Origin of the sequence: Sphingomonas sp., assembly GCF_017745215.1 — a bacterium.
Lineage (GTDB): Bacteria > Pseudomonadota > Alphaproteobacteria > Sphingomonadales > Sphingomonadaceae > Sphingomonas.
This window is the reverse complement of the sequence record NZ_JAGHZV010000001.1, coordinates 191,535-210,156: the sequence shown is the minus strand read 5'-3', so window position 1 is coordinate 210,156 and position 18,622 is coordinate 191,535. Positions and strand designations below refer to the sequence as shown.

Annotated in this window: 20 protein-coding genes; 2 read left to right on the top strand and 18 right to left on the bottom strand. The window is 68.9% G+C overall.

All coding sequences use genetic code 11. The features are described from left to right. Nucleotides 1-11 precede the first annotated feature (11 nt). Nucleotides 12-575, bottom strand: coding sequence for a MarR family transcriptional regulator (locus J7495_RS01060; protein ID WP_294054212.1), 564 nt, complete (start codon nucleotides 573-575; stop codon nucleotides 12-14). 279 nt (nucleotides 576-854) lie between these two features. Here J7495_RS01060 and J7495_RS01055 point away from each other — a divergent pair, with 279 nt between their 5' ends. Next, complete coding sequence (locus J7495_RS01055) at nucleotides 855-1,604, top strand: class I SAM-dependent methyltransferase (RefSeq protein WP_294054211.1); 750 nt, start codon at nucleotides 855-857, stop codon at nucleotides 1,602-1,604. A gap of 15 nt (nucleotides 1,605-1,619) precedes the next feature. Here the strand turns inward: J7495_RS01055 and J7495_RS01050 are convergent, their stop codons facing one another. The 15 genes from J7495_RS01050 to J7495_RS00980 all read right to left on the bottom strand — a co-directional run bounded on the left by J7495_RS01050 (nucleotide 1,620) and on the right by J7495_RS00980 (nucleotide 14,978). Further along, nucleotides 1,620-2,378 (bottom strand): metallophosphoesterase, encoded by a 759-nt coding sequence (locus tag J7495_RS01050; RefSeq protein WP_294054210.1) that lies wholly within the window; start codon nucleotides 2,376-2,378, stop codon nucleotides 1,620-1,622. Further along, nucleotides 2,375-3,208 (bottom strand): diacylglycerol kinase family protein, encoded by an 834-nt coding sequence (locus J7495_RS01045; RefSeq protein ID WP_294054209.1) that lies wholly within the window; start codon nucleotides 3,206-3,208, stop codon nucleotides 2,375-2,377. The genes J7495_RS01050 and J7495_RS01045 overlap by 4 nt, the downstream gene beginning before the upstream one ends. A 120-nt stretch (nucleotides 3,209-3,328) precedes the next feature. Continuing rightward, a complete protein-coding gene (locus J7495_RS01040; protein ID WP_294054208.1) occupies nucleotides 3,329-3,814 on the bottom strand; it encodes an FKBP-type peptidyl-prolyl cis-trans isomerase in 486 nt (161 codons plus the stop codon). Nucleotides 3,815-3,967: 153 nt separating this feature from the next. Continuing rightward, on the bottom strand, nucleotides 3,968-4,444 hold the full coding sequence (locus J7495_RS01035; RefSeq protein WP_294054207.1) for an FKBP-type peptidyl-prolyl cis-trans isomerase: 477 nt from the start codon (nucleotides 4,442-4,444) through the stop codon (nucleotides 3,968-3,970). Between the two features lie 59 nt (nucleotides 4,445-4,503). Beyond that, nucleotides 4,504-6,513 carry an acetyl/propionyl/methylcrotonyl-CoA carboxylase subunit alpha gene (locus tag J7495_RS01030; RefSeq protein WP_294054206.1) on the bottom strand — a complete coding sequence of 670 codons (2,010 nt, stop codon included), beginning with the start codon at nucleotides 6,511-6,513 and terminating at the stop codon, nucleotides 4,504-4,506. Between the two features lie 212 nt (nucleotides 6,514-6,725). Continuing rightward, the gene (gene bioB / locus J7495_RS01025) at nucleotides 6,726-7,718 is read right to left on the bottom strand and encodes a biotin synthase BioB (RefSeq protein WP_294054205.1); all 993 of its coding nucleotides are present in this window, start codon (nucleotides 7,716-7,718) and stop codon (nucleotides 6,726-6,728) included. After that, a complete protein-coding gene (locus tag J7495_RS01020) occupies nucleotides 7,715-8,071 on the bottom strand; it encodes a hypothetical protein (RefSeq protein WP_294054204.1) in 357 nt (118 codons plus the stop codon). Before J7495_RS01020 ends, bioB begins: the two co-directional genes overlap by 4 nt. Then, nucleotides 8,068-10,209 (bottom strand): methylmalonyl-CoA mutase, encoded by a 2,142-nt coding sequence (gene scpA, locus J7495_RS01015; RefSeq protein WP_294054203.1) that lies wholly within the window; start codon nucleotides 10,207-10,209, stop codon nucleotides 8,068-8,070. Before scpA ends, J7495_RS01020 begins: the two co-directional genes overlap by 4 nt. 4 nt (nucleotides 10,210-10,213) lie before the next feature. Next, complete coding sequence (locus J7495_RS01010) at nucleotides 10,214-10,486, bottom strand: type II toxin-antitoxin system RelE/ParE family toxin (RefSeq protein WP_294054202.1); 273 nt, start codon at nucleotides 10,484-10,486, stop codon at nucleotides 10,214-10,216. Continuing rightward, nucleotides 10,486-10,650, bottom strand: coding sequence for a hypothetical protein (locus J7495_RS01005; RefSeq protein WP_294054201.1), 165 nt, complete (start codon nucleotides 10,648-10,650; stop codon nucleotides 10,486-10,488). The genes J7495_RS01010 and J7495_RS01005 overlap by 1 nt, the downstream gene beginning before the upstream one ends. 110 nt (nucleotides 10,651-10,760) lie before the next feature. Continuing rightward, on the bottom strand, nucleotides 10,761-11,216 hold the full coding sequence (mce, locus tag J7495_RS01000) for a methylmalonyl-CoA epimerase (RefSeq protein ID WP_294054200.1): 456 nt from the start codon (nucleotides 11,214-11,216) through the stop codon (nucleotides 10,761-10,763). After that, on the bottom strand, nucleotides 11,213-11,677 hold the full coding sequence (locus tag J7495_RS00995; protein ID WP_294054199.1) for an OsmC family protein: 465 nt from the start codon (nucleotides 11,675-11,677) through the stop codon (nucleotides 11,213-11,215). The genes mce and J7495_RS00995 overlap by 4 nt, the downstream gene beginning before the upstream one ends. Next, on the bottom strand, nucleotides 11,677-12,861 hold the full coding sequence (locus tag J7495_RS00990; protein ID WP_294054198.1) for an acetyl-CoA C-acyltransferase: 1,185 nt from the start codon (nucleotides 12,859-12,861) through the stop codon (nucleotides 11,677-11,679). The genes J7495_RS00995 and J7495_RS00990 overlap by 1 nt, the downstream gene beginning before the upstream one ends. An 8-nt stretch (nucleotides 12,862-12,869) precedes the next feature. Further along, the gene (locus J7495_RS00985; RefSeq protein ID WP_294054197.1) at nucleotides 12,870-13,274 is read right to left on the bottom strand and encodes a hypothetical protein; all 405 of its coding nucleotides are present in this window, start codon (nucleotides 13,272-13,274) and stop codon (nucleotides 12,870-12,872) included. A gap of 177 nt (nucleotides 13,275-13,451) precedes the next feature. Beyond that, nucleotides 13,452-14,978, bottom strand: a complete 1,527-nt coding sequence (locus J7495_RS00980) for an acyl-CoA carboxylase subunit beta (RefSeq protein WP_294054196.1) — start codon at nucleotides 14,976-14,978, stop codon at nucleotides 13,452-13,454. Between the two features lie 113 nt (nucleotides 14,979-15,091). On the opposite strand from J7495_RS00980, the gene J7495_RS00975 reads away from it, so the two are divergent. After that, the gene (locus tag J7495_RS00975; RefSeq protein WP_294054195.1) at nucleotides 15,092-16,459 is read left to right on the top strand and encodes a short-chain fatty acyl-CoA regulator family protein; all 1,368 of its coding nucleotides are present in this window, start codon (nucleotides 15,092-15,094) and stop codon (nucleotides 16,457-16,459) included. 130 nt (nucleotides 16,460-16,589) lie between these two features. On the opposite strand, the gene J7495_RS00970 is transcribed toward J7495_RS00975, so the two are convergent. Both J7495_RS00970 and J7495_RS00965 read right to left on the bottom strand, forming a co-directional pair. Next, nucleotides 16,590-17,810: an FAD-dependent oxidoreductase gene (locus J7495_RS00970; RefSeq protein ID WP_294054194.1), complete on the bottom strand. Its 1,221-nt coding sequence runs from the start codon at nucleotides 17,808-17,810 to the stop codon at nucleotides 16,590-16,592. Continuing rightward, complete coding sequence (locus J7495_RS00965; protein ID WP_294054193.1) at nucleotides 17,810-18,592, bottom strand: enoyl-CoA hydratase-related protein; 783 nt, start codon at nucleotides 18,590-18,592, stop codon at nucleotides 17,810-17,812. The genes J7495_RS00970 and J7495_RS00965 overlap by 1 nt, the downstream gene beginning before the upstream one ends. Nucleotides 18,593-18,622: the final 30 nt, after the last annotated feature.

Below are 18,622 nucleotides of genomic sequence, written 5' to 3'. Positions count from 1 at the left end.
CCGCCTCCCGTCTATTTCTCGCCCTTGCCCTTCGGCAGGAAAGCGAGCACGCGCCGCCCCATCGCCACCAGCATCATCAGCCGGCTGGGCGGGATCGCGATCATCTGCTGGTACCAATCGTCCATCGCGACGACGAAGCTGTGCATCGCCCCGATCCGCTCGCGCGCCACCGGCGAGAGCCTTTTGTCGCCCTGCGCCTCGGCCATGCACAGTCCGAGCGCGGCGACCGCGGGATCGATCTCGCGCTCCTTGCGGCCCTGCGCAATGCGCGTGAGCATCTGCCAGAGGTCGGTCTCCGCCTCATAATGGTCGCGGCGATCGCCCATCACCGGCGCGCGGCGGATCAGCTTCCAGCCCAGGAGCTCCTTGAGGCTGTTCGAGGTGTTGCTCCGCGCGATCTTCAGCGTCTCGCTGATCTCCTCCGCGTTGAGCGGGCGGTCGCTGAGGTAGAGCAGCGCATGGATCTGCGCGACCGAGCGGTTCACGCCCCATTGGCTGCCCATCTCGCCCCAGTGCAGCACGAACTGCTGCACCGCGGGGCCCAAGTCGATCGCATTGTCGGTAATTTCTGTCATGACAGAAATATGCGATGTGCGGGGCTCGCTGTCAATAGCCGTCATCCCGCCCAGCTCCGTTGCGACGCTTTGCGCGCAAGGGACAGACCATGACGAACATCTACCGCATCCACCCGATGATCCTGGCCCTCGACGGGAATCCGATCGCGTTCGGCGAGGAGAAGCCCGCTTGACGGCGCGCGAACGGCGCGGTCCAAGGAGCGCCGCAAACAAAGATTATGGTCGCGCGTTGGTGTCAGCCTTGGAGGGCCGTCCCGCGTACCGGGGGAGAGTTGTTCGATGACGTCACGCGAGATCACGCCGTTCATGCCGCTGATGGACGACAGCGTCCTGCCCGCGGACTCGCGGCGGACCGCTTCCGACTTGGTCCATGTCCTCGTCTATGGCGCGATCGGCTGGCCCTGGCTGGTGCGCAGCCTCTCGGGCGGCAGCCGCGAAGCCAAGCAGGCGCTGCTCGCGCGGCTCGATCTCGCGCCCGACGCGCTGCCGCATCTCGGCAGCTGGAAGGCCGACACGGGCTTCCTCCATCTGCTCGTCGACCATATCGAAGCGGCGCGGCCGCGCGCCGTGGTCGAGCTCGGCGCCGGCGCCTCGAGCCTCGTCGTCGCGCGAGCGCTCCAGCGCAACGGCGGCGGGCGGCTGGTGAGCTGCGACCAGCATGCCGGCTTCGTCGAGGCGACGCGGCAATGGCTGCGCGAGAACGGCGTCGACGCCGACCTGCGCGCGACGCCGTTCAAGCGCTCGCCGATGGGTTGGCCGGGCGTGTGGTACGACCATGGCCCGCTGCCCGGCGAGATCGACCTGCTGCTCGTCGACGGCCCACCCTGGGCGATCCACCCCTATGTCCGCGGTGCGGCGGAAAGCCTGTTCGATCGCCTGCCCATCGGCGGCCGGGTGATGCTCGACGATGCCGCGAGGCCGGGCGAGCGCGTGGTGGCGCGGCGCTGGCGCAAGCGCTGGCCCAACTTCGACTTCCAGCTGATCCAGGCCGGGACCAAGGGCACGCTGGTCGGCACGCGGCTGCGCTGAGGTCGCCTTTTCCTCTCAGTCGTGGAGAGGGATGGCCGGCATGTCGGCATCCATGATCCGTGCCACCGTCTGAAACTGCCGGTCCTCGATCCGGATTTCGTTGAACGACGGCGGCTCCGCGCGCACCCGCTCGGAAAGCGTCCCCGCGCCGATCAGCCGCACCTCGCGCCCGTCCACCGCATGCGCGATGTCGAACGGATCGTGGACATGCCCCGTCAGCACCGCGTCTGCCCCCGCCGCCGCCAGCGCCGCGAGTGCCTCGCGCCCGTGCCGCGTATCCGCGGTGCCGCGCGTGCCTGCCTCGACCAGCGGATGATGGCAGGCGACGAGCACCAGCCCGTCCTTCGGCGCCGCCTCGACCAGCGCCAGCGCCTCTTGCAGCGAGCGCGTGCTCACCCGGCCCTTCGACCAGTTGAGTCGCCACTGGAAGCGCGCCGTGGTCTTGAGCGGGACGATCGTCACGCCCTTCAGGTCGAGCGGGCGCTCGATCAGCCGTTCGAGCGCCTGGTAGCGGCGATAGGGCGTCACGAAGCGCGCCCAGGGGTTGAAATAAGGCAGGTCGTGATTGCCGACCTCGACCGTCAACGGCACGCCCAGCCCCTTGAGCCAGTCGGTCGCCGCGGCGAACTCATGGTGGCGCGCGCGCATCGTCAGGTCGCCGGTCATCACCACCGCGTCGGGCGCCTCGTCGCGCACCGCGGCGGCGAACCAATCGAGCGCGGCCCGGTCCTCGGCGCCGAAATGGACGTCGCTGACGTGGAACAGCCGGATCATGGGTCCTCCAGCGTACTGAGGAACGACTTCCCACTCATCCCGCCGCGGATGCGCGTGCCGGGATCGAGCATCACCGGCTCGCCATCGAACAAGGCAAGCACCGGCCGGGTTCCCTGCGGGCTGATCTCGTCGGCGTGCGTCTGGGTGACCGCCTGCGCCGCGACCCAGTCGCCGGTGAGCCAGTCCCAGCCGAGCCGCGCGATCGAACGCCAGTCGCGCGCATCGATCGCGGCGACGTCCAGGCCATCGCGGTCGGCGGTGACATACACCGCCTGGTAGCGGTCGCGCAGCGCCCGGGCGCCGGCGATGCGGATGCCCTTGCTGCCGAAGGTCCGCTGCCAGGCGACACGCGCAGCCTGCACCACTCGACCTACCTTGCCCTTGCGAACCGCTTCGCGTGCCCGCACCCAGGCCGTGGCGGGCCCCAGGATCAGTCCGACGAAGGCGCGATGCTCGCCCGCTTCGACGAAGGGCAGCGCGACGCGCCGGCCGGCTTCGTGCGCGGCATGAAGGATCGCGGCGGGATCGGCATTGCCGTGGAGTGCCTTGGCGAGCAGGTTCATCGTGCCGCCGGGCAGGATCAGGAAGGCACCGCTCCACCCACCGAGCGCCGAGAGCGCGGCGTTGATCGTGCCGTCGCCCGCGAACAGCACGACCGTGTCGACTCCCGCCGCGTCGAGCTCGGCGCCTTCAGGGAGCGGCCGTTCGGGAAACTCGGTGCGGCCCGCCAGCACGAGTCCGCGCTCGGCGAACACGGCCTCGATCGCGTCGCACTTGGCCTTGGTGGTGGAGCCCGAGCCCGGATTGGTGATGAACCACAGCGTCTTCATGCACTTCGCAACGCACGAGAAACGATTTGGCTCAGTAGCGGTAGAGCCCGAGCAATCCCGCCGCGCGGCTCTCTCAAACCGTCCGAATATTGAAAAGGGGCAATCGATCTCGGCGCGGGTTCACTGCGCCGGTTCGATGCCGAACAGCTTGATCTTGAAGAACAGCGTCGCATTGCCCGGGATCGGCCCCTTGCCCTTGGGACCGTAGCCGAGGTCGGAAGGAATCGCGATCTCGATCGTGTCGCCCACGCCGGCCATCGGCACGGCCATCTGCCAGGCCTTGATCAGCCGCGGCAGCGGGAAGGTCGCGGGCTCGCCGCGCTTCCAGCTCGAATCGAACTCGGTGCCGTCGGTCAGCGTGCCGGCATAATGGATCGTCACCGTGTCGGTCGGCTTGGGATGCGCGCCGGTGCCGTCGCCCTCGATCCGGCGCCAGCGCATCTGGCCGAGCCAGTGCCAGCCCTCGCTCGCCTTGAGGCCGACGACTGCGAGCACCTGCTGGTTCTGCCAGGCGAGGTCCTGCGAATGGTCGACGGGCGGTGCGTCCTGCGCGAATGCGGGGAACGGAAGGGCGAGCGCCAGAGCGGCGAGGATAGGGCGAAGCATGGCGCTTCTTTCGAATGAGCCCGCGCCCGCGTCAACCACCCCATGAATCGTCATCCCGGCGAAAGCCGGGACGCAGAGTCACAAGCGACATGGCCCTGCTGCCCTGGACCCCGGCTTTCGCCGGGATGACGGCCGATGGGAGGCGGCCTCGGCCTATTCGATCCCGAGCAGCTCGATCTTGAACAGCAGGGTCGCCCCGCCGGGGATCGGGCCGGCGCCCTGGTCGCCATAGCCGAGCGCGGCGGGCACCGCGATCTCGATCGTGTCGCCCACGCCCGCCTTGGGCAGCGCGAGCTTCCACGCCTCGATCAGCCCCGCGAGCGGGAAGCTCGCCGGTTCCCCCCGCTTCCACGAGCTGTCGAACACCGTGCCGTCGACCAGCTTGCCTTCGTAGTTGAGCTTCACCGTGTCCGCCACGGTCGGGTGCTTGCCCGAGCCGTCGCCGGCGATGCGGCGCCAGAGCAGCCCGCCCTCGAGCTCCTGCCAGCCCGCCGCCTTGCGCTCGGCGAGCGCGGCGGCCTGCTGCGCCTGCCACGTGGGATCGTTGGTCTTCGTCTTGCGCAAATTGCCGGCCATCACGGCGATCACCACGAGCAACGCGATGATGCCGATCGCGATCCAGATCGTCATGGGGAAGCGGGCCTTCTTCGTCGGGGCGGGAGCAGGCGAGGGCGTGGGTGCAGGCTCGGTCATTCGAACTCCAGGATCGCGGCGTCGACCGCCAGGCTGTCGCCCGGCGCGAAATGGGCGGCCTTCACCGTCGCGGCCTTCTCGGCGCGGAGGATATTCTCCATCTTCATCGCCTCGACAACGGCGAGCGGCTGCCCGGCCTCGACCCTGTCGCCCGGCGCGACGTGCAGCCGCGTCAGCAGCCCCGGCATCGGCGCAAGCAGGAACCGGCTCATGTCGGGCGGGACCTTCTCGATCATGTGGCGGGCAAGCTCGGCGACGCGTGGGCTGTAGACCTTGGCGATATGCGCCGCGCCATGGCTGGTGAGCCGCCAGCCGCTGCGCGTGCGCGCGACCTTAACGGCGAGCGGAACGTCGTCGATCCGCACCGCGAGCATCGACTCGCCCGGCCGCCAGCGACCGACGACGGCAAGCGGCGCCTCATCGCCGATTCGCACCAGCAGCTCGCCGTCATGTCCTTCGGCCGACACGTCGAACCGCTCGCCGCCGATCAGCACCACGCGCTCGGTCGAGAGCGTCGGACTGCCGTTGAGCTGCCCCGAGATCTCCGAGGCGCGCGCGGCCTGCTCGAGATCGACGAGCACCGCCACAGCCGCCAGCTTGCGCAGCAGCTCGGGCGAGGCGGGCGCGCCATGGAAGCCTTCGGGATATTCCTCGGCGATGAAGCCGGTGGTCAGCGCGCCTGCGCGGAAGCGGCCGTGCTGCATGATCGCCGAGAGGAAATCGAGGTTGTTCCCCACCCCCTCGAGCTCGAACCGGTCGAGCGCCGCCACCTGCCGGTCCGCCGCGCCCTCGCGCGTCGGCGCCCAGGTGATCAGCTTGGCGATCATCGGATCGTAGAACATCGAGACTTCGCCGCCCTCGGCGACGCCGTCGTCGACGCGCGTGCAGCCCTCCGCCTCATGCGCCTCCGCCGGCGGGCGATAGCGCGTGAGCCGCCCGGTCGAGGGCAGGAAGCCGCGGTACGGGTCCTCGGCATAGACCCGGTTCTCGATCGCCCAGCCGGTCAGCGTCACGTCATCCTGGGTCATCGCGAGCTTCTCGCCCGCCGCGACGCGGATCATCTGCTCGACGAGGTCGAGGCCGGTGATCATCTCGGTCACCGGATGCTCGACCTGGAGGCGGGTGTTCATCTCGAGGAAGTAGAAGCCCTCGCCGGTCTTGTCGGCCCCCGAGACGATCAGCTCGACCGTGCCCGCCGAATAATAGCCAACCGCCCGCGCCAGCGCGACCGCCTGCTCACCCATCGCCTTGCGCATCGCCGGCGTGACGAAGGGCGACGGCGCTTCCTCGACCACCTTCTGGTGGCGCCGCTGGATCGAGCATTCGCGCTCGCCGAGGTAGAGGATATTGCCGTGCTGGTCGCCGAGCACCTGGATCTCGATGTGGCGCGGCTGCTCGATGAACTTCTCGATGAACACGCGGTCGTCACCGAACGACGCAAGCCCTTCGCGCTTCACGCTCTCGAAATTCTCGCGGACGTCCTTCTCGCTGTACGCGAGCCGCATCCCCTTGCCGCCTCCGCCGGCCGAGGCCTTCATCATCACCGGATAGCCGATGCCGTTGGCGATCTCGACCGCATGGTCGGTGCTTTCGATCTCGCCGACGAAGCCGGGGACGACGTTCACCCCCGCGGCCTTGGCGAGCTTCTTCGATTCGATCTTGTCGCCCATCGCGGCGATGGCATTGGGAGGGGGCCCGACGAAGGCGATCCCCGCCTCGGCGCAGGCGCACGCGAAGCTCTCGCGCTCGGAGAGGAAGCCATAGCCGGGGTGGATGCAGTCGGCGCCCGTCTCCCTGGCGGCGAGCAGGATGAGCTCGGCCTTGAGGTAGCTCTCGGACGCAGGGGCCGGCCCGAGGCGCACCGCCTCGTCGGCCATCAGCACGTGCGGGCTGCGCGCATCGGCATCGGAATAGACCGCGACGGTGGCGATCCCCATCCGCTTGGCGGTGCGCATCACCCGGCACGCGATCTCGCCGCGATTGGCGATGAGGATTTTCTTGAACATCAGACCTCTCTCAAATCCTTCTTCGCCACCCTGAACTTGGACGTATCGCCACTTGCGAGGGAGACATCGCCCAGCCGTCATCCCGGCGAAAGCCGGGACCCAGGGCCACAAAGGTCATCGCTCGCTGCCCTGGGCCGGGATGACGGCTGAAGGGGGCAAGGAACGGTCGATGATCGACGACACGCCCAAGTTCAGCTGACGGCGCGGAGAACTCACTCCGCCGCCTCCAACTCGGTCTTCACTTCGCCCTGCATCGCCTTCAGCCCCAGCCGGGCGAACAACGCCGCATCGGCATCGTCGCCGCGGTTGCCGGTCGTCAGCAGCCGGTCGCCGGTGAAGATCGAGTTGGCGCCCGCGAGGAAGCACAAGGCCTGGGTCGCCTCGCTCATGCTCTCGCGGCCCGCGCTCAGCCGCACCATCGATTCGGGCATGGTGATCCGCGCCACCGCCACGGTCCGCACGAACTCGATGTCGTCGATCTTCGCCAGCGGCGTATCGGCCAGCATGTTGCCGAGCACCGTGCCCTTCACCGGCACCAGCGCATTCACCGGCACGCTCTCGGGATGCCTGGGCAGCGTCGCCAGCGCATGGATGAACCCCACGCGGTCGGCGCGCGTCTCGCCCATGCCGACGATGCCGCCGCAGCAGACGTTGATCCCCGCCTCGCGGACATGGTCGAGCGTCTCGAGCCGGTCCTCGAAGGTCCGCGTCGTGATCACTTCGCCATAGCGCTCCGGCGAGGTGTCGATGTTGTGGTTGTAGTAATCGAGCCCCGCCTCGGCGAGCATCGCGGCCTGCGTCTCGCTGAGCATCCCCAGCGTCATGCAGGTTTCCATCCCCATCTGGCGGACGCCCTTCACCATCTCGACGATGGCGGGCATGTCCCTGTCCTTGGGATTGCGCCACGCCGCACCCATGCAGAAGCGCGACGAGCCGTTGTCCTTCGCCTGCGCCGCCGCCTGGAGCACCGCGCGGACGTCCATCAGCTTGGTCGCCTTGAGCCCGGTCTCGGCATGCGCCGACTGGTTGCAATAGCCGCAATCCTCGGGACAGCCGCCGGTCTTGATCGAGAGCAAGGTCGAGAGCTGGACCTCGTCGGGCGCATGATGCGCGCGGTGCGCCGTGGCCGCCTGGAACAGCAGCTCGGTGAAGGGAAGGTCGAACAGCGCGGCGATCTCGTCGCGGGTCCAGTCGGTACGTGTCATTTGAGGATTGCCGATCCGAAGGTTTGCACGAACGAGCCGAGCCCGATCGCAAGGAAGAAGCTCGCCCCTATCAGGCCCCAGCGCACCTGCCGGGCCATCCTGTCGCGCGGCACGGGCTTCACTTCGATCGAGACGAGCGCGCCCGCCATCAGCAGGCTGATCACCCCGGCCAGCCCGATCGCGGTCAGGATGACGATCACGCGCGGCGGGTCCAGCTTCGTGCCGGTGCCGTCCATGAACGCGAACACGCCGCCGATCGAGACCAGCGAGATGCCGGTCAGGTGCTTGAAATAGTCATAGGCGCGGCCGAAGGGCAGCTCGCGCCCCTCTTCCGCGGTCTCGTCCTCGATCATTCGGCGGCTTCCTCGAGCGGGGGCATGTTGTGGCCGAGCAGGCGGAGCACGTCCGCCGCGCATTCGACCACGTTCGATCCCGGGCCATAGATGCCCTGCACGCCGGCGTCGCGGAGAAACTCATAGTCCTGCGGCGGGATCACCCCGCCCGCGATCACCTTCACGTCGCTGCGCCCGCGCTCGCGGAGCAGCTTGATGAGCTCGGGGATCAGCGTCTTGTGCCCCGCCGCGAGGCTCGACGCGCCGACCATGTCGACGCCCTGGTCGAGCGCGAGCACCACCGTCTCCTCCGGGGTCTGGAACAGCGGGCCCGAGACGATCTCGAACCCCATGTCGCCGAACGCCGAGGCGATCACATTGGCGCCGCGGTCGTGGCCGTCCTGCCCCATCTTGGCGATCAGCAGCCGCGGCCGGCGCCCGAGCCGCCGCTCGACCGCGCGGACGCCGTCGACCACCTGCTGCCAGCGGCTGTCGCCTTCGAACGGCGCGGCATAGACGCCCTTCACCGGCCTGGGCACGGTGGCATAGCGGCCGAAGCCCGCTTCCATCGCCGCAGAGATCTCGCCCAGCGTCGCCCGCGCCCGCGCGCACTCGACCGCGAGCGCGAGCAGGTTGGCCTTGCCGGCCGCGCCTTCGCGCAAGGCATCCAGCGAGGCCTGGCAGGCGGCTTCGTCGCGCGACGCCTTCACCCGCTCGATCCGCGCGATCTGCGCCTCGCGGACCTTGGTGTTGTCGACTTCGAGCGTCTCGAGCAGATCCTCGCTGGCGAGCCGATATTTGTTCACGCCGACGATCACGTCGTCGCCGCGGTCGACCCGCGCCTGGCGCGCGGCGGCGGCTTCCTCGATCATCGCCTTGGGCCAGCCCGCCGCGACCGCCTTGGCCATGCCGCCCTCGGCCTCGACGCGCTCGATGATCGCCCAGGCCTGGTCGACCAGCTCCTGGGTCAGCGCCTCGACATAATAGCTGCCGCCGAGCGGATCGACGACCTTGGTCATCCCCGTCTCCTCCTGGATCACGATCTGCGTGTTGCGCGCGATCCGGGCGGAGAAGTCGGTGGGCAGCGCGATCGCTTCGTCGAGCGCGTTGGTGTGGAGGCTCTGCGTGCCGCCGAGCATCGCCGCCATCGCTTCGATCGTGGTGCGGATGACGTTGTTGTACGGATCCTGCTCGGTGAGCGAGACGCCGCTGGTCTGGCAATGGGTGCGCAGCATCTTGCTGCGCTCGTCCTTGGCGCCCAGCTTCGTCATCACCCGGTGCCACAGCACGCGCGCGGCGCGCAGCTTGGCGACTTCCATGAAGAAGTTCATGCCGATCGCGAAGAAGAAGCTCAGCCGCCCGGCGAACTTGTCGATATCGAGCCCGCTCGCGACGCCATAGTTCACATATTCCATCCCGTCGGCGATGGTGAAGGCGAGCTCCTGCACCTGCGTCGCCCCCGCCTCCTGCATGTGATAGCCGGAGATCGAGATCGAGTTGAACTTGGGCATGTGCGCCGAGGTGTAGGCGAAGATGTCCGAGATGATCCGCATGCTCGGCTCGGGCGGGTAGATATAGGTGTTGCGGACCATGAACTCCTTCAGGATGTCGTTCTGGATCGTGCCGTCCAGCTTCGCCTGGGGGACGCCCTGCTCCTCGCCCGCGACGATGAAGAAGGCGAGGATCGGGATCACCGCGCCGTTCATCGTCATCGAGACCGACATCTCGCCGAGCGGGATGCCGTCGAACAGGATCTTCATGTCCTCGATCGTGTCGATCGCCACGCCCGCCTTGCCGACGTCGCCGACGACGCGCGGATGATCGCTGTCATAGCCGCGGTGGGTGGCGAGATCGAAGGCGACGGAGAGCCCCTTCTGCCCGGCCGCGAGGTTGCGCCGGTAGAAGGCGTTGGATTCCTCGGCGGTCGAGAAGCCGGCATATTGCCGGATCGTCCACGGCCGCCCGGCATACATCGACGCGCGCACCCCGCGCGTGAACGGCGCGAAGCCGGGCAGGCCGGGATCGATCCCGGCGACGTCATCGGGCGTGTAGAGCGGCTTGACGTCGATCCCCTCGGGCGTGTGCCAGCCGAGGTCGGCGCCCCTGGTCTCCTTCGCCGCGAGCGCGGCCCAATCGGCGGGGGTGGGGGTGTCGGTCATCGCATTACTTCCGTTCACGCGTGCTCTTCACGCGAGTCACCAGCACCCGACCCGGTTCGACGCGATAGGTAATCACATATTGGATATCCGGCACCGAAAGCGCCCGAATTGCCCCTGCGCCAAGCTGTCTGCCGATAAAGGGCGTGGATGCGAGCGCCGACGCCCGCTCCGCCAGCCGTCGATCCACACGATGCGCATAACGCTCGCTGTTCGCGGCATTGAAATCGAAAATTCGCACGAGATCCATCCTGGCCTCGATCGACCATTCGACGACCACTATTCCGCTGCGCTGGAATAGCGACGCCGACGCTCCTCGATGTCCCGGACGATCTGTTCGTGCGGGACGGTACGTCCATGAAGAGCGTCGTCGAGACCCGCGAGAATCCCTTCGACGTAACCACGGGCCTCGGCTTCCGATTTCAGAAAGTCGAGGTCGGACATGAGTCTGCGCAAAGCGGCCGGGTCATCAAGCCAGCTCTGCCACTCGGCAATGTCCTGCTCCACGGATCTGGCTGGACTGCTCATCATTTCCTTCCAATCGCGCGAAATTATCATGATCCGTGCCCAGCCGCCATCTTGGGCGTCTCCATGATCTCGGTCAGCACCCCGCCCATGTCCCTGGGATGGACGAAGAAGATGGGCGTGCCGTGCGCGCCGATCCGCGGCTCGCCGAGCACCCTGGCGCCCTTGGCCTCGAACCAGGCCTTGGCCGCGTGGATGTCCGGCACTTCGTAGCAGAGGTGGTGTTGGCCTCCCGCGGGGTTCTTCGCCAGGAAGCCGTGGATCGGCGACCCCTCGCCCAGCGGCTCGATCAGCTCGATCTGAGGGCCTCCTGTGCCCCCGGCCCGCCCTATAGGCGTGTCGACGAAGCAGACCTTCACCCCCTGCGCCGGCAGGTCGAAGGGCTCGCGGATCACTTCGGCGCCCATCACCTCGCGGTAGAAGCGCACCGAGTCCGCGATCGACGGCGTCGCGATGCCGACATGATTCAAGCGGCCAAGCTTCACGCCACCGGCTCCACGCTCACCGGGAAGTTCACCGAGTTCGCGATGTAGCAGAGCTCGTGCGCGCGGTGGTGCGCCTCGGCCACCTTCGCCGGATCGGCTTCGCCCGCGAACACCACGTGCGGGTGCAAGGTCGCCGCGACCATTGCCTCGCGGCCGTCGTCGCGCTTGCCCATCTCGCCGGTCGCGCGATCGGCGTAGGAGACGACATCGAGCCCCGCGCGCGAGGCGAGATCGAGGAAGAACAGCATGTGGCAGCTCGCCAGCGCCGCGACCAGCGCCTCCTCGGGATCCACCCCCGCCGGATCGGACAGCGGCACGCGCACCACCGCGGGCGACGACGACGCCGGCACCTCGGCGCCGCCGTCGAACGTCCAGCGATGTGCGCGGCTGTACTTGCGGCTCAGGAAGGGCTCGCCCTCGCCCGCCTGCCACTCGACCGTCGCTTCGTGGACATGCCCCATCACACCAGCTCCACGGCCATCGCGGTCGCCTCGCCGCCGCCGATGCAGAGCGCCGCGACGCCGCGCTTGCCGCCGGTCCGCTCGAGCGCCGAGATCAGCGTCGCGAGGATGCGCGCGCCCGACGCGCCGATCGGATGCCCCATCGCGGTCGCGCCGCCGTGGATGTTGACGCGCTCGTGCGCGATGCCGAGGTCGTGCATCGCGAACATCGTCACGCAGGCGAAGGCCTCGTTGACTTCGAACAAATCGACGTCGGCGACGCTCCAGCCGATCCTGGCGAGCAGCTTCTCGATCGCCCCAACGGGCGCCGTGGTGAAGTGCGCCGGCAGCCGGGCGTGCGCGGCATGACCGACGATCTTCGCGACCGGCTTCAGCCCCTTGGCCTCCGCCACCGAGGCGCGCGCCAGCACCAATGCCGCCGCGCCGTCCGAGATCGAGCTGGCGTTGGCCGCGGTGATCGTCCCTTCCTTCGAGAAGGCGGGCCGCAGCGTCGGGATCTTCGAGGGATCGCCCTTCAGCGGCTGCTCGTCCTTGTCGACGGTCTCCGCGCCTTTTCGCGTCTTCACCTCGACCGCGACGATCTCGCGATCGAACCAGCCCGATCGCTGCGCCGTCTGCGCGCGGGTGAGCGATTCGATCGCATAGGCGTCCTGCGCCTCGCGCGTCAGCTGATAGTCGCAGGCCGTCGCCTCGGCGAACACGCCCATCGCCTTGCCGGGCTCATAGGCATCCTCGAGCCCGTCGAGCATCATGTGGTCGTACACGGTGTCGTGCCCGATCCGCGCGCCGGCGCGATGCTTCTTCGAGAGATAGGGCGCGTTCGACATGCTCTCCATGCCGCCCGCGACGATCACGTCGGCGCTGCCCGCGGCGATCGCGTCGGCGGCCATCATCGTCGCCTTCATGCCGCTGCCGCACATCTTGTTGACCGTCGTCGCCTCGACATGGTCGGGCAGCCCCGCCCCCCGCGCGGCCTGGCGCGCCGGCGCCTGGCCAAGCCCGGCGGCCAGCACGCAGCCCATGTAGCAGCGCTCGACGTCCGCCGGGTCCACGCCCGCGCGCGCCACCGCCGCCTTCACTGCCGCCGCGCCGAGCTCGGTCGCGGTCGCGCCCGCGAGGCTGCCCTGGAAGCTCCCCATCGGGGTGCGGGCGTAGGAAAGGATGACGATGGCGTCGCTGGACATGGCTCTACTCAACGGGGCTTGGGATTGACGGGCACCGGCGGCGTCTCGAACGGGATGCCGCAGGCGGCGTAGACCTGGCGGAACTTGCTGTCGTCGCCCGGGCCGACGAAGGTCGATTCGGTCACCGAATCGTCGGGCTTCACGATGGTGAGGCGGATCGTCTTCGCCTTGGCGATGCGGTTGACCATGTCCCACACGTCGGCGACCTCGGCGTTGTAGGCGCCGCCGCCGACCACCTGCCAGGTGCTGTTGATCGCCATCGCCTCGTCGAAGGTCGCGGTCGCGGTGACCAGGTCCATCGCGGGCAAGCCGGGCTTGGGCAGGAACTGGATCGAGACGATCGGCACGCTCGCCGTGTCGCAGCGCACGAGCAGCCGGCCGGTGCCGTCGGCGGCGCGGATCATGGCGGTCATCGACTTCTTGGCCGTAGCCGCGTCGGTGGCTTCGCGAGTCGTCCATTGCGGAGGACCCGCGGGAGCGGTTTGGGCGGGAGCGGTCTGGAGCAGCGCGAGAGCGAGGAAGCCGAGCATGGGAGCCTTTCGAGTCCGGGTTGGAGACGCCTGCTTACGCGAGTCTCTTTCCCGGCGCGACTACAGCGGAATGTTGTCGTGCTTCTTCCAGGGATTCTCGAGCTGCTTGTTGCGCAGCTTGCGAAGCCCCAGCGCGATGCGGCGGCGGGTGGAGTGCGGCATGATCACTTCGTCGACGAACCCCTTCGACGCCGCGACGAAGGGATTGGCGAAGCGCGCCTCATATTCGGCGGTGCGCTCGGCGATTTCCTCGGGGGTGCGCCCACGGAAGATGATCTCCACCGCGCCCTTCGCGCCCATCACCGCGATCTCGGCGGTGGGCCAGGCATAGTTCAGGTCACCGCGCAGATGCTTGGAGCTCATCACGTCGTACGCGCCGCCATAGGCCTTGCGCGTGATCACGGTGATCTTGGGCACCGTCGCCTCGGCATAGGCGAAGAGCAGCTTGGCGCCGTGCTTGATGATCCCCGAATGCTCCTGCCCCACGCCCGGCAGGAAGCCCGGCACGTCGACGAAGGTGAGGATCGGAATCTCGAACGCGTCGCAGAAGCGCACGAAGCGCGCCGCCTTCTTCGACGAATTGATGTCGAGGCACCCGGCCAGCACCATCGGCTGGTTCGCGACGACGCCCACCGTATGCCCCTCGATTCGGCCGAAGCCGATCAGGATATTGCCCGCATGCGCCGGCTGGAGCTCGAAGAACTCGCCTTCGTCGAGCACCTTCCGGATCAGCTCGTGCATGTCATAGGGCTGGTTGGCCGAGGGCGGGATCAGCGTGTCGAGGCTCGGCTCGGCCCGGTCCCAGCGATCGTCGCTCGGCCGCGTCGGCGCCGCCTCGCGGTTCGAGGCGGGAAGGAAATCCACGAAGTCGCGGGCCGCGAGCAGCGCCTCGATGTCGTTCTCGAAGGCCACGTCGGCGACCCCCGACTTCGTGGTATGCGTCACTGCTCCACCCAGTTCCTCCTGCGTGACGATCTCGTTCGTGACGGTCTTCACTACATCCGGGCCAGTGACGAACATGTACGATGAATCCTTCACCATGAAGATGAAGTCGGTCATCGCCGGCGAATAGACGGCCCCGCCCGCGCAGGGGCCCATGATCAGGCTGAGTTGCGGCACCACGCCGCTCGCCAGCACGTTGCGCTGGAACACTTCGGCATAGCCCGCGAGGCTGGCGACGCCTTCCTGGATGCGCGCGCCGCCGCTGTCGTTGAGGCCGATCACCGGCGCGCCGACCTTCATCGCCATGTCCATGATCTTGCAGATCTTGCTGGCGTGGCGCTCGGAGAGCGAGCCGCCGAACACGGTGAAGTCCTGGCTGAACACGAAGACCAGCCGGCCGTTGATCGTCCCCGATCCGGTGACGACGCCGTCGCCGGGGACGATCTGGTCCTGCATGCCGAAGTCGACGCAATTGTGCTCGACATACATGTCGAGCTCCTCGAACGAGCCTTCGTCCAGCAGCACCTCGACGCGCTCGCGCGCGGTGAGCTTGCCCTTGGCGTGCTGCGCATCGATGCGCTTCTGCCCGCCGCCCAGCCGCGCGGCCTCGCGGCGGCGCTCCAGTTCCTCGATCGTCGACGACAAGGCAGCTCTCCAGCGTGGCCAGCGGGTGGCGCTCTCTTTCATGCTGCGGCGCGGCGCGCAACGGTAATGTTGCAAAGTTGCGCGAACCGAGTTTGCAAATTATAGGCGCGGCCATGACTCGCCGCATCTTCGCCGGGCACCGTGTGCGCGACCTTCGCCATGTTCTGGCGCTCGGCCAGGCCGAGATGGCGGCGCGGCTGCGCATCTCGGCGTCATACCTCTCGCAGATCGAGAACGGCGACCGGCCGATCACCCCCGCGGTGCTCGCCGCGCTCGGCGAGGCCTTCCCGGCCGACTGGGCGGCGATCGATCCGCAGGAGGAAACGTCGCTGCTGATCGACGCCGTCGAGGCCGCGACCGATCCGAGCGTGCCGCCCGCGCGGATCGAACCCGAAATCGTCCGCCGCGGGGTCAAGCAACAGCCGCTGCTCGCCCGGCGGATGGTTGCGCTCCACTCGGCCTTCCGCCGCTCGCAGGAGCAGCTCCGCGTGCTCGACGACCGCTACGACAGCGGCAGCGGCGAGCCGGCGCGGCTGCCCTGGGAGGAGGTGCGCGACTGGTTTCACACCGAGCAGAACTACGTCGACGCGATCGACCGCGAGGCCGAGCGGATCGGCGCGAGCGGCGAAGCGCTCGAGGCGCGGCTCGCCGAGCGCTTCGGCGTGCAGGTCGCGACGGGGACGGGCCTGCTCCGCGCCTATGATCCGGCCGCGCGCATCCTCCACGTCGATCCCTCGCAGCCGCCCGAGACGACGCGCTTCTCGATCGCGCACCAGCTCGCGCGGCTCGAGTTCGCCGAGCTGATCGGCGACATCGCCCACCGCGGCATCGAGAGCGCCGCGGGCCGCGAGCTGCTCTCCGCCGGCCTCGCCAACTATGCCGCGGGGGCGCTACTGATGCCCTATGCCGGGTTCCGCGCCGCCGCGCGCGAGGTCCGCCACGACATCGATCGCCTGCGCCAGCGCTTCGGGGTGAGCTTCGAACAGGCCTGCCACCGGCTCTCGACGCTCCAGCGCCCGGGCGCGGCGGGGGTGCCCTTCTTCTTCTGCCGCGTCGACATGGCGGGGAACATCACCAAGCGCCATTCCGCCACGCGGCTGCAGTTCGCCCAGTTCGGCGGCGCCTGCCCGCTGTGGATCGTCCATGAGGCTGTGGCGATCCCCGACCGTATCCTCGTCCAGCTCGCCGAGACGCCCGACGGGGTGCGCTACGTCTCGATGGCCAAGGGGTTGGTGAAGCCTTCGGGCAGCTACATCCGCGCGCCGCGGCGCTATGCGGTGGCATTGGGCTGCGAGGAGAGCCACGCGCCCGACTTCATCTATGCCGACGGCCTGCGCACCGGCGGCGTCGCCACCCCGATCGGCACGAGCTGCCGCATCTGCCCCCGCCACGACTGCGACCAGCGCGCCTTTCCGCCTGCGGGGAGCGAGATCCGCATCGACGCCGATGCCCGGGGGACGGTGCCGTATGATTTCCGGTGAGGACGGTCGAAGTCGACGAACCTCAACCGTCACCCCGGCGAAAGCCGGGACCCAGAGCCACGAGCGACATCCTGCTTGACCCTGGGTCCCGGCTTTCGCCGGGATGACGACTAGAATTTCGGAGTCGGGGTCAAACCCCGATCTCCTTCAGCGGCACGCCCGCATCCGCCAGCAGCGCCGGCTCCGCCGCCACGCCGTCGACCACCAGTCGCTTGCCCTGCGCATAATCCTTGACCAAATTGACGCAGTCCAGCGCGATCACCCGCCCGCCGCGCAGGTACACCAAGGAGAAGCTCCGCCCCGCCGGATCGCCGCGCGTCACCACCGCGTCATGCCCGATCGACAGCCCCACGGTCTGCAACTTGAGGTCGTACTGGTTCGACCAGAACCACGGCACCGCATCATAGGCCGCCTCGATCCCCAGGATCGTCTTCGCCGCGACCGTTGCCTGATCGTTGGCGTTCTGCACCGACTCCAGCCGGATCAGCGCGCCCTCGGCGAAGCGGTTGGCGTGGAGCGCGCAATCGCCCACCGCGAAGACATGCGGCAAGCTCGTACGGCACTGCGCGTCGACGAGCACGCCGTTGCCGCCCTGCGCGCCGGCTTCGAGCAACGGCGCCGCCTCCGGGATGATTCCGATCCCGACGATCACCGCGTCCGCCGGCAAAACCTCGCCGCCCGCCAGCCGCACGCCCGTCACCCGGTCCGTACCTTCCAGCGCCTCGACCTGCACGCCCAGCCGCACCGTCACGCCATGCGCGCGATGCTCCGCCTCGTAGAAGCGCGAGAGCGGCTCGCCCGCCACCCGCGCCAGCACGCGGTCGAGCGCCTCGACCACCGTCACCTGCTTGCCGAGCTTCGCGAGCACCGCCGCCGCCTCGAGCCCGATATAGCCGCCGCCGACCACCACGACGCGCGCGATCCCCGGCAGCTCGCCGATCAGCGCGTCGACGTCGGCGCGCGTGCGGATCGCATGCACGCCGGCCAGGTCGCCGCCTTCGCACGACAGCCGCCGCGGCGATCCGCCCGCCGCCCAGACCAGCTCGCCATAGCCGATCGCCTCGCCGCCCGCGCTCACCGTCCGCGCCGCCGGATCGACCGACGCCACGCGCCGCCCGGCGAGCATCGTCACCGCGCGCTCCGCCCAGAAGGCCGCGGGGCGGATCAGCAGCCGCTCGAAGGGCTTCTCGCCCGCGAGATAGTCCTTGGAGAGCGGCGGCCGCTCATAGGGCAGCTCGGGCTCGGCGCCGATCATCGCGATCGAGCCCGCGAACCCGTTCTGCCTGAGCGCGATCGCCGCCTGCGCGCCGGCGTGCCCCGCGCCGGCGATCACCACATCGAAGCTGGTCATCAACGTCCCTTGAACTCGGCCGGCCGCTTCTGGAGGAAGGCCGTCACGCCTTCGCGGAAATCCTCGGACTGCCCGGCCTTGCCCTGGTGCACCGCTTCGAGCGCGAGCACTTCGGTGAGCGACGCGTTGAGCGCGGCGGCGACCTGCTTGCGGATCAGCCCCAGCGCCATCGTCGGCTTGGCGGCAAGCTTCGCGGCGAGGTCCATCGCGCTCGGCATCAGCTCGGCGTCGTCGACCACGCGCGCGACGAGGCCCGAAGCCTGGGCTTCCTCGGCGCTCATCCGCTCGCCGAGCAGCGCCATCTCGAGCGCCTTGGCGCGCCCCGCGCTCTTGGCGACCAGCCAGGTGACGCCAGCGTCGGGCACCAGCCCGATGTTCGAGAAGGCGAGCAGCAGATAGGCCGAGCGTGCCGCGACGACGATGTCGCCGAGCAGTGCGATCGAAGCGCCGGCCCCCGCCGCGGGACCATTCACCGCGGTCACGATCGGGATCGGCAGCGAGGCGAAGGCCTCGGCCATCGGGTTATAGTGCGCGCGCAGCGTCTCGCCGAGGTCGCGCGGCGCCCCGCCGGCCGAATTGGCGGCAAGGTCCGCGCCCGAGCAGAAGGCCCGGCCCTCGCCCGTCACCAGCACCGCCCGCGCGCCTTCATCCACCGCCCGGCGCAGCGTCGCGGCGATGCGGTCGAGCATCTCGGGGGTGAGCGCGTTGAGCTGGTCGGGCCGGTTCAGCCGCAGCACCCCGACCTGGCCTTCGAGCGCGAACAACACGGATGGATCGCTCATGCACCTCTCCTCGGTGCCCCGCAGCTAGCC